At 48.7% G+C, this 9,675-nt stretch carries 9 protein-coding genes; 7 read left to right on the top strand and 2 right to left on the bottom strand.

The genetic code is table 11. From position 1 onward, the window contains the following. Positions 1-365: 365 nt before the first annotated feature. The 4 genes from pcnB (at position 366) to panB (ending at position 3,827) form a co-directional block, all read left to right on the top strand. Positions 366-1,784, top strand: coding sequence for a polynucleotide adenylyltransferase PcnB (pcnB, locus tag AACP44_RS07210; protein WP_339339803.1), 1,419 nt, complete (start codon positions 366-368; stop codon positions 1,782-1,784). 6 nt (positions 1,785-1,790) lie between these two features. Further along, positions 1,791-2,270, top strand: a complete 480-nt coding sequence (gene folK / locus AACP44_RS07205; RefSeq protein WP_339339802.1) for a 2-amino-4-hydroxy-6-hydroxymethyldihydropteridine diphosphokinase — start codon at positions 1,791-1,793, stop codon at positions 2,268-2,270. Between the two features lie 73 nt (positions 2,271-2,343). Continuing rightward, positions 2,344-3,024, top strand: a complete 681-nt coding sequence (locus tag AACP44_RS07200; RefSeq protein ID WP_339339801.1) for a deoxynucleoside kinase — start codon at positions 2,344-2,346, stop codon at positions 3,022-3,024. 11 nt (positions 3,025-3,035) lie between these two features. Beyond that, entirely contained in the window at positions 3,036-3,827 is a 792-nt protein-coding gene (panB, locus tag AACP44_RS07195; protein ID WP_339339800.1) for a 3-methyl-2-oxobutanoate hydroxymethyltransferase, read from the top strand. 23 nt (positions 3,828-3,850) lie between these two features. Here the strand turns inward: panB and AACP44_RS07190 are convergent, their stop codons facing one another. After that, positions 3,851-3,988: a hypothetical protein gene (locus AACP44_RS07190; protein WP_339339799.1), complete on the bottom strand. Its 138-nt coding sequence runs from the start codon at positions 3,986-3,988 to the stop codon at positions 3,851-3,853. A 175-nt stretch (positions 3,989-4,163) separates the two neighbouring features. Here AACP44_RS07190 and panC point away from each other — a divergent pair, with 175 nt between their 5' ends. The 3 genes from panC (at position 4,164) to AACP44_RS07175 (ending at position 8,173) form a co-directional block, all read left to right on the top strand. After that, a complete protein-coding gene (panC, locus tag AACP44_RS07185; RefSeq protein ID WP_339339798.1) occupies positions 4,164-5,048 on the top strand; it encodes a pantoate--beta-alanine ligase in 885 nt (294 codons plus the stop codon). 102 nt (positions 5,049-5,150) lie between these two features. Beyond that, positions 5,151-7,085, top strand: a complete 1,935-nt coding sequence (gene acs, locus AACP44_RS07180; RefSeq protein ID WP_339339797.1) for an acetate--CoA ligase — start codon at positions 5,151-5,153, stop codon at positions 7,083-7,085. A gap of 116 nt (positions 7,086-7,201) precedes the next feature. Further along, positions 7,202-8,173, top strand: a complete 972-nt coding sequence (locus tag AACP44_RS07175) for a class 1 fructose-bisphosphatase (protein WP_339339796.1) — start codon at positions 7,202-7,204, stop codon at positions 8,171-8,173. Positions 8,174-8,277: 104 nt separating this feature from the next. Here AACP44_RS07175 and AACP44_RS07170 read toward each other — a convergent pair. After that, positions 8,278-9,675 (bottom strand): elongation factor G (locus AACP44_RS07170; protein WP_339339795.1); only part of this gene is annotated, 1,398 nt, incomplete at its 5' end.

The raw sequence follows: 9,675 nt of genomic DNA, 5'->3' as shown, positions 1-9,675 counted from the left end.
ATTGTTATATATAGATATTCTTTTTTGGCATGATATCTGCTGTATCGGGTCACAATAATAAAAAAAGTAGTAATAATAAAAAAAATATGAGACCTGGATGGGGGAAGGCGTTAGTTTTCCCTTCATCATTATCAAACCCCACCTTGAACGATCTGCACCGCTGTTTATCTTTATTGCATTAATGGTTGGCCCAAATTTTACCGGCATGGTTTTGTCTTGCCTGCGTATCATTCGCCGTGGCCATGCAGATCAGGCCACTGATTAGACTTATCTGTGGTACTATCCACCACTTTGTTCAGTGGCTGTTTTTAGCGATTAGTTAGGGCCTAAAAGGCAGAATTTAGGAGTAGAGTTTTAAAGTTAGTATGGCAAAATTGTTTTCCAACACAATTAAGCGGGTCAAAACCGTGCTTGGCAAGGGTACTGCTAGCGATGATATTGACCTGACTGATCCAGCCTTGATTGATCCTTATATCATTCCTCGCGACCAGCATAGTATTTCTCGCAAGCATATTAGCGATGCCGCCTTAAAAGTGATGAGCGCTTTACACAAGGGCGGTTATCAAGGTTTGCTCGTTGGCGGCGGTGTTAGAGACTTATTGTTAGGCGGGCGACCCAAAGATTTTGATATCGCCACCAATGCCACTCCCGAACAGGTAAACAGGCTGTTCCGGCACTCTCGCATTATTGGCCGTCGTTTTAAGATCGTGCATGTCCGGTTTGGGCGAGAGGTGATTGAAGTGACCACCTTCCGCGGTAGCCACCAGCAAACCGAAGAGAGCGCCAGAGGCCGGCGCCCGAAAAACCAGCAATCCGCCCGTGCTCAAAGCGGCATGCTGTTGCGAGATAACGTGTTTGGTACGGTAGAAGAAGATGCTATCCGCCGTGACTTAACCATTAACGCACTTTATTACACCACCGCTGATTTTTCGGTTTATGATTACACTGGTGGTTTACATGATCTTGAGGATAAAATTATTCGGGTGATCGGCGACCCTGAAACCCGCTATCGCGAAGATCCGGTACGGATGCTCAGAGTCGTGCGCTTTGCCGCCAAATTAGATTTCGAAATTGCAGCGCAAACCGCAGCACCGATTTATGAGCTGGCGTCTTCTTTGGCTGATATTCCCGCAGCAAGAATGTTTGATGAAGTGCTGAAATTATTTATGTCCGGCAAGGCTGTGGATGTCTATGAATTGATGCAGGAATTTGGTTTGTTCGAGCCGCTGTTTCCCCAAATTCAGCCCTATCTTAAGCAACAGCACTTTCATACCCTAGTGATGCAGGCCTTAGAAAATACCGATACACGTATCCGTCAGGGTAAGCCGGTAACACCGGCGTTTATCTATGCTGCACTGCTCTGGCCCGCCGTTACTCTGCGTCAGCAGCAATTGATTAAGCAGGGCGTGCCCGCCGTGCCGGCCATGCATCAGGCCGGACAGGAAGTGGTGTCTTTACAGCAGCAGCACACCTCCATCCCCAAACGCTTTGGCATGCCCATGCGAGAAATTTGGGAGCTGCAATTACGCTTGCCAAGGCGCGGCGGTCGCAAGGCGGAGCGGATGATGGAGAATCGTCGTTTTCGAGCGGCCTATGATTTTCTATTACTAAGAGAGCAGGCTGGTGAGGACACGGGTGGCCTAGGCAAATGGTGGACCGATTACCAAAATCGCAGCCCCGATCAACGTGTCGCCATGACGGCAAATCTGCAGGACAAAAACAGTAAACCTCGCCGTTCCCGCAACAAGCCCGGTCGTAATCACACCACGTCTCTGTCCGAATAAATCACTATGCAGCGTTGTTTTGTCGCCCTAGGTAGTAATCTTGAGCAACCTTTGTTGCAAGTGGAAAGAGCGGTAGAGGCGCTTAAGGTGCTGCCTGAATCCGAACTGAAGGCGGTCTCTCCCTGGTATCACAGTGTCGCTGTAGGTCCCGAGCAGCCAGATTATATCAATGGTGTGGCAGAGCTTGATACCTCACAGTCGCCATTGGATCTCTTAAGATTGTTGCAAGCGATTGAAAACGCGCAACAACGTAAACGCCTGCAGCGTTGGGGCCCTAGAACCTTAGATTTAGATCTATTGCTGTATGCCGATAGGCAAATTAATGAGCCCGATTTGGTGGTGCCTCATCCGCGTATGCTTGAGCGTAATTTTGTATTGCGCCCTTTGTATGACCTAGCGCCAGCTTTGGTGTTGGCCGGTGGTGTCAGCTTAAAGCAGCAACTGGCTCGTGTAGGTATGCAGGGTTTGTGTTTGGTTACACCATGAACTTGGCCTACAATAGCGCGTGGATAACAATGATAGCGTTAAACGCTCAGTGCCTAAGTCACGGAGATTCCCTTTGAGTAAGGACTCAATCCAAACGGTTATAGATTTAAAGGATCGTACGCCTCCTCGCTTTATTGCGGTTGAGGGCGCTATCGGTGTGGGCAAGACCACACTGGCCAAGCAATTAGCCGAAACCTTTAACTATCAAATGCTATTGGAAAATGCAGAAGAAAATCCCTTTCTTGAACGTTTCTACCAAAACCAAAAGAATGCGGCACTGGCGACCCAGTTATTTTTTCTGTTTCAGCGTAGCCAGCAAATTCAGGATCTGCGTCAGGGTGATATTTTCGAGCCGGTCAGGGTTTCTGACTTCCTGATTGAAAAGGATCGATTGTTCGCCAGGCTCAATCTTGATGAAGATGAATACCAGCTGTATGAAAAGGTCTATCAGCAGCTAACCATCGATGCGCCCAAACCCGACTTGGTGATCTATTTACAGGCATCGGTAGACGTACTACGCTCGCGCATCGAAAACCGCGGCATTAATTTCGAGCAACGCATTGCCAGAGAGTATTTGGAATCGATCAACGAGTCCTACAGTGAGTTTTTTCTCTATTACGACGATGCGCCGTTATTAATTGTTAACGCCGATGAGCTGGATGTGATTAATCGTCAGGATGATTATGCACAGCTGGTCGACTATCTGCTTAAAATTCGCAGTGGGCGCCATTACTTTAACCCCACCTTTATCTGACAGGTTATGTTATGAGCAAAGTTACGGTCACTACCTTACAGGCGCACAAAGCAGCGGGCGAGAAATTCGCTGTATTAGCCGCCTACGATGCAACCTTTGCCGGCTTGATTGAAGCGGCTGGCGTAGAAGTTATTCTGGTGGGTGATTCTCTTGGTATGGTATTACAAGGTCATGACAGCACCTTGCCAGTAACCATTGACGATATGGTCTACCACACCGGTTCTATCAGTCGTGGCTGCCATAGCCCGCTGATCATTAGCGATTTGCCGTTTGGTGCTTATAGCACCCTTGAGCAAACACTCACTAACTCAGCAGCCCTGATGAGAGCTGGCGCTAATATGGTAAAGCTGGAGGGAGGTGGGTGGCTGCTTGAGAGCGTCACAGCTCTGACCGAGCGCGGTATTCCGGTGTGCGCGCATCTTGGCTTAACGCCGCAATCGGTGAATGCGTTTGGTGGTTTTAAGGTGCAGGGGCGTGATACTGATCAAGCCGCGGCCATATTGGCAGATGCAAAACGCGTTGAAGCGGCAGGCGCCAGCTTGTTGGTATTGGAATGTATCCCCTCAGCATTGGCTGCCGAGATTACCGCAGCACTGACCATTCCGGTTATTGGTATAGGAGCTGGGGCAGTCACTGATGCCCAAGTCTTGGTATTGTACGATATGCTGGGTTTATCTGACCATAAGCCGAAGTTTGTCCGTAACTTTCTGGCGAAAAATGACAGCGTGCAATCGGCCCTAAAGGCCTATAACGATGCGGTCAAAGATGGTTCATTTCCATCGGCGGAACACACTTTCAGCTAGCTGCAGACGATAGAATGGCGTAGTCAGCCTACTTGGCTATTATTTGGTCCGTTGAGCACTAAAAAGCCTGATTTGTTACCTATTTTGAATGCTTCTTTTTGTAACAAATTTGTATGATTTTTCACCTTTGGATTATTGATCCCCCCTAATGATTCGGGCATACTTCTCCGCCTCTGGACTAGTGAGCAGCCATTGCACAATGCGTTGCGGCTTTCGGGCTGAAAAAGTCCTGCCTTTGGTAGGTGTAGATGTAGGTGTAGATGAAGGTGAACAGAGTGGCCATTTGCATCTGCTGATCAATGGTTAGGCTCTAAATACGGTGGAAAGTTGAGTGAAATGAAAACATTCAGCAAAAGCAAACAATTACGAAACGTCATTTCCCAAGATAAGCTCAATGGTAAGCGCATAGCGTTTGTGCCCACCATGGGCAATCTGCACGAAGGCCATATTCAATTGGTGCGTCGAGCCAAGCAGGTGGCTGACGTTGTGGTTGTCAGTATTTTTGTTAATCCATTGCAATTTAGCGTCAATGAAGATTTAGATAACTATCCACGCACTCTCACAGCTGATAAAGAAAAGTTATTCGCTGAGGGGGTGAATTATCTGCTCTATCCAGATGTTGAAGAGATTTATCCGGAGGGTATGGATCAACAAACACTGGTGGTGGTCCCTGACTTGTCCGACACCCTCTGTGGCGCCAGTCGTCCGGGTCATTTTGCCGGTGTTGCCACGGTGGTTAATAAGCTGTTCCAAATTGTGCAGCCGGACACTGCTATTTTCGGTAAAAAAGATTTTCAACAGTTGGCCATTATTGAAAAAATGGTCAAAGATCTCTGCATGCCAATCGACATTATCGGTGAAGAAACCGCCCGCGATATTGATGGTCTGGCATTAAGTTCACGCAACGGTTTTTTAACCGAAGAGCAACGCACCATTGCTCCCGCCTTGCATCAAACATTATTAGAGTGTCGTGAAGCTATTGCCTGCGGTTTTGATAGTTATCAGGAGTTGGAAGATTACTGTACTGAAGCGTTGAAGAATGTTGGCTTTGAGCCGGACTATTTTTCTGTTCGCGATGCGCTAACCTTGCGTGAAGTCACCGGTGAGACAGAGCAAATCGTGATTCTGGCTGCCGCTAAACTCGGCACCCCCCGCTTGATCGACAATGTCACCTTGACACTCAATCCCAGTCAGGATTGGGGTATGTTGACAGCCAACTAAAATTTTCACACCCCCGCAGGGCCTAGACGCCCGTGACAAAATTACGCTACCCTGCTGCTGTTAACCGCAACAGTTCTCCAATAAAAACACAGAAATGAACTTATGAGTGAAACACATACCTATCCGGTTGCGATCGAGTTGGCTGCCAACGCACATATCAATGAGCAGCAATACCAGCAGATGTATCAACAATCTATTGAAAACCCCGATCAATTTTGGGCCGAGCAGGCCGAGCATTTTCTAAGCTGGGATCAGCGTTGGAGCAAAGTCAGTGAATACGACTTTGTCAAAGGTCAGGCGGCCTGGTTTATTGACGGTAAGTTAAACCTTGCTTACAACTGTATTGATCGTCATTTGCAAACACGGGCTGACCAAACCGCCATTATTTGGGAGGGCGATAATCCTGATGATGCTAAACATATCAGCTATCGCGAACTGCATCAGCAAGTCTGCAAGTTAGCCAACGTCTTAAAACAGCGCGGCGTTAAAAAAGGCGACCGTGTTTGTATCTATATGCCGATGGTGGTTGAAGCGGCTTATGCCATGTTGGCCTGTGCCCGTATTGGCGCTATCCACTCGGTGGTGTTTGGTGGTTTCTCGCCAGAGGCGCTGAAAGACCGCATTTTAAACTCTGATTGCCAAACCTTAATTACCGCAGATGAAGGCGTTCGTGGCGGAAAGTTGGTACCGCTAAAGGCCAATGCCGATTTGGCGTTACAGTCTTGTCCCAATGTTCATACCGTTGTGACGGTGCAGCGCACCGGTGGCGATATAGTCTGGACCGAAGGGCGTGATATTTGGTATCACCAAGCGGTGGCTGAAGTTTCTGATCAGTGTGAACCGGCGTTAATGGATGCTGAAGACCCCTTGTTTATCCTTTATACCTCAGGCTCGACCGGTCAGCCCAAAGGCGTGTTGCACACCACGGCAGGTTATCTATTGCAGGCAGCCATGACCTTTAAATACACCTTTGATTATCATCAAGGTGATATTTTTTGGTGTACTGCGGATGTCGGTTGGATAACGGGTCACTCTTATAGTCTCTATGGCCCATTGGCCAATGGTGCTACCACCTTATTATTTGAAGGCATTCCGACCTATCCCGATGCTGCCCGCTGTTGGGAAATTTGCGATAAGCACCAAGTGAATATTTTTTATACCGCGCCTACTGCCATTCGGGCGTTAATGGGTGTCGGCGATGAATTTGTTACCCGTACTTCCCGTCGTTCAATCAAGTTGTTAGGCACAGTGGGTGAACCGATTAACCCTGAGGCATGGGAGTGGTATTACCGGGTGGTCGGCGATGCTCGCTGCCCCATTGTCGATACTTGGTGGCAAACCGAGACCGGTGCACATATGTTGACACCGTTGCCGGGGGCTACCGCCTTAAAGCCGGGCTCTGCTACCCGACCGTTTTTTGGTGTGCAGCCGATCTTATTGGATAACGATGGTCATGAGGTGACAGGCGCCGGTGAAGGTAATCTGGCGATTAAGGCGTCTTGGCCTAGCCAAATCCGCAGTGTCTATGGTGATCATCAGCGGATGATCGATACGTATTTTAGTACCTACAAAGGCTATTACTTTACTGGCGACGGCGCCCGTCGTGATGAAGACGGTTATTATTGGATAACAGGCCGTGTTGATGATGTGTTAAATGTTTCGGGGCATCGCATGGGCACGGCTGAAATTGAAAGTGCCTTAGTCTTGCATGATGCGGTGGCAGAAGCAGCTGTGGTGGGTTACCCCCACGATATTAAAGGGCAGGGAATTTATGCTTATGTCACACTGATGTCTGATCAAAAACCGTCCGCCGAACTGATGGCAGCATTGGTTGATTTGTGTGTCAAAGAAATCGGGGCGATTGCCAAGCCGGATTTAATTCAATGGGCGCCGGGTTTACCGAAAACCCGTTCGGGAAAAATTATGCGACGCATTCTTAGAAAAGTCGCCGCCAATGAGCTAGAGTTGGGCGATACCTCGACACTGGCTGATCCATCGGTGGTTGATCAGTTGATTGAGAATCGACTTAACCGTTAGCGTGATTAATTGCCGCGTTATTGCCGCGTAGGTGAAAACAATTTATTTCAGTTTAACTTATTCTAGCTCAACTTATTTCAGCTCAACTTATTCTAGCTCAATAAGAAGGAACAAATATGCAGTACCTGAGCCATCAGCTTCAACAAAGTAACACCCCACCAGAGCTAGCCTCGCTGCTTGATGTGCTTGCCGTGGCTTGTAAGGATATCGCCATACGCCTGCAACAGGGCGCAATGTCCGGCGTTTTGGGCTCAGCGGGTGAAGAGAATGTGCAGGGTGAGACCCAGAAAAAGTTGGACGTTATTTCTAACGACTTATTAAAAGATTATCTGCTGGCATCCGGCACGGTCAGAGCCTTGGCCTCTGAAGAAGAACAAAGCATTGTTGCGGGTCATGACAAAGGCGGTTATCTAGTGGCTTTTGACCCTTTGGATGGCTCCTCCAATATTGATATCAATAGTATGGTGGGAACGATTTTTTCCATCTTCGAGGCGCCTGCCACTGATACTGTCAGTGAACAGGATTTTTTGCAGCCCGGTCGTCATCAGGTTGCGGCGGGTTATGTGCTCTATGGCCCCTCAGTGATGTTAGTGCTTTCAACAGGCGATGGTGTACAAATGTATACCCTTGATCAAAGCGCCGGTGACTTTGTGTTGACCGTCGAGCAAGTGACTATCGCCGAAGACACCCAAGAGTTTGCCATTAATATGTCCAACCAGCGTTACTGGGCAGAACCTATGCAGCGTTATATTGCAGATCTGTTGGCCGGTAGCGAAGGCCCTCGTAAAAAGAATTTCAATATGCGTTGGGTGGCGGCGATGGTGGCGGATGTGCATCGTATCCTGTGTCGCGGCGGCCTGTTTACTTACCCTTGGGATAATAGAGAGCCCAATAAGCCGGGCAAACTGCGCTTAATGTATGAAGCCAACCCGATGGCTATGTTGGTAGAGCAGGCCGGTGGTTCGGCTTATACCGATGCGGGCCCTATCTTGGATATACAGCCGGAACAGATTCACCAGCGTGTCCCAGTTATTTTGGGAGCGACTAATGAGGTGGCGATTTGCGTGGATTATCATCACAAATCGTGATTGTTAAATAGCCACGGTTAAGCCCGTCCCTATTGAATAGGTGGGCAATAAAAAACCCCGAAGGCCGAAACCGTCGGGGTTTTTTATTGCAGATGAAAAGCCGCTTACTTGGCCGCTTTTCGCTCTTTCTCTTCAGCAATAACCTGCTCAGCAACACTGTTAGGGCAAGGCATATAGTGTGAGAACTCCATAGAGAATTGCCCGCGACCGGAAGTGATCGTACGCAGGTGCCCGATATAGCCAAACATTTCCGATAGTGGCACGTCAGCTTTGATTCGAACGCCAGTCGTACCGGCTTCCTGATCTTTGATCATGCCGCGACGACGGTTCAAATCACCAATAACGTCACCCACGTGATCGTCTGGCGTGAACACATCAACCTTCATGATTGGTTCAATCAGCTGTGGGCCAGCTTTAGGCATGGACTGGCGGAAAGCGCCTTTCGCTGCAATTTCAAACGCGACTGCCGAGGAGTCAACGGCGTGGTATGCACCATCATATAACTCAATTTCAACATCCAGCACGGGGAATCCAGCCAGAGGACCTTCGTCCATCATCACTTTGAAGCCTTTCTCAACCGCTGGGAAGAATTCCTTGGGTACATTACCGCCCACAACAGAAGAAGAAAACGCAAAGCCGGAACCGGGCTCGCCCGGCTTAATGCGGTAGTCGATCTTACCGAACTGACCGGAACCACCAGATTGCTTCTTGTGGGTGTAGCTGTCATCAGTTTCCTGAGTGATGGTCTCGCGGTAAGCCACCTGTGGCTGACCGACTTCAAGCTCAACGCCATAGGTACGCATCAGGATATCGACTTTGATATCCAAGTGTAATTCACCCATGCCTTTAAGAATGGTTTCACCCGAGTCTTCATCAGTCTCAACCACAAAGGTAGGATCTTCAGCTACCATTTTGCCAATAGCAACGCCCATCTTCTCGGTAGAGGCTTTATCTTTCGGTGATACCGCAATCGAGATTACTGGCTCAGGGAAGACCATAGGCTCAAGAGTGCATGGTTTCTTCGCATCACATAATGTGTGACCCGTTTGAACATTTTTCATACCTACCACGGCGATAATGTCGCCCGCTTGAGCTGTGCTCAATTCGGTGCGCTCATCAGCGTGCATCTCAACCATACGGCCAATACGTTCGGTTTTGCCAGTAAAGGCATTGAGGATGGTGTCACCCTTATTCAAAACGCCGGAGTAAATACGAATAAAGGTCAGCGCGCCAAAACGGTCGTCCATAATCTTAAAGGCTAATGCGCGCAGTGGCTCATCGGCAGAAACAGTGGCTACTTCACCCGTAGGTTCACCCACCTCATCAGTAAGCGGTTGAGGGTCAACTTCGGTTGGGCTTGGCAGATAATCAACAACGGCGTCCAGCACTAATTGAACACCTTTGTTTTTAAAAGCAGAGCCGCAGTAAGTCGGGAAGAAGTCCAAAGCGATAGTACCCTTACGGATGCAGCGTTTGATATCTTCCATAGAAGGCTCTTCGCC

It is taken from the genome of uncultured Oceanicoccus sp., assembly GCF_963968385.1.
In the GTDB taxonomy this organism is placed as follows: Bacteria; Pseudomonadota; Gammaproteobacteria; order Pseudomonadales; family Dasaniaceae; genus Oceanicoccus.
The sequence above is the reverse complement of the archived record's forward strand: the minus strand, read 5'-3'. Positions and strand labels throughout refer to the sequence as shown.

Bases quoted from the DNA above. Each gene is read 5' to 3' on its own strand.
- pcnB (WP_339339803.1), top strand. From the start codon at position 366: ATGGCAAAATTGTTTTCCAACACAATTAAGCGGGTCAAAACCGTGCTT.
- folK (WP_339339802.1), top strand. From the start codon at position 1,791: ATGCAGCGTTGTTTTGTCGCCCTAGGTAGTAATCTTGAGCAACCTTTG.
- panB (WP_339339800.1), top strand. From the start codon at position 3,036: ATGAGCAAAGTTACGGTCACTACCTTACAGGCGCACAAAGCAGCGGGC.
- AACP44_RS07190 (WP_339339799.1), bottom strand. From the start codon at position 3,988: ATGCCCGAATCATTAGGGGGGATCAATAATCCAAAGGTGAAAAATCAT.
- panC (WP_339339798.1), top strand. From the start codon at position 4,164: ATGAAAACATTCAGCAAAAGCAAACAATTACGAAACGTCATTTCCCAA.
- acs (WP_339339797.1), top strand. From the start codon at position 5,151: ATGAGTGAAACACATACCTATCCGGTTGCGATCGAGTTGGCTGCCAAC.
- AACP44_RS07175 (WP_339339796.1), top strand. From the start codon at position 7,202: ATGCAGTACCTGAGCCATCAGCTTCAACAAAGTAACACCCCACCAGAG.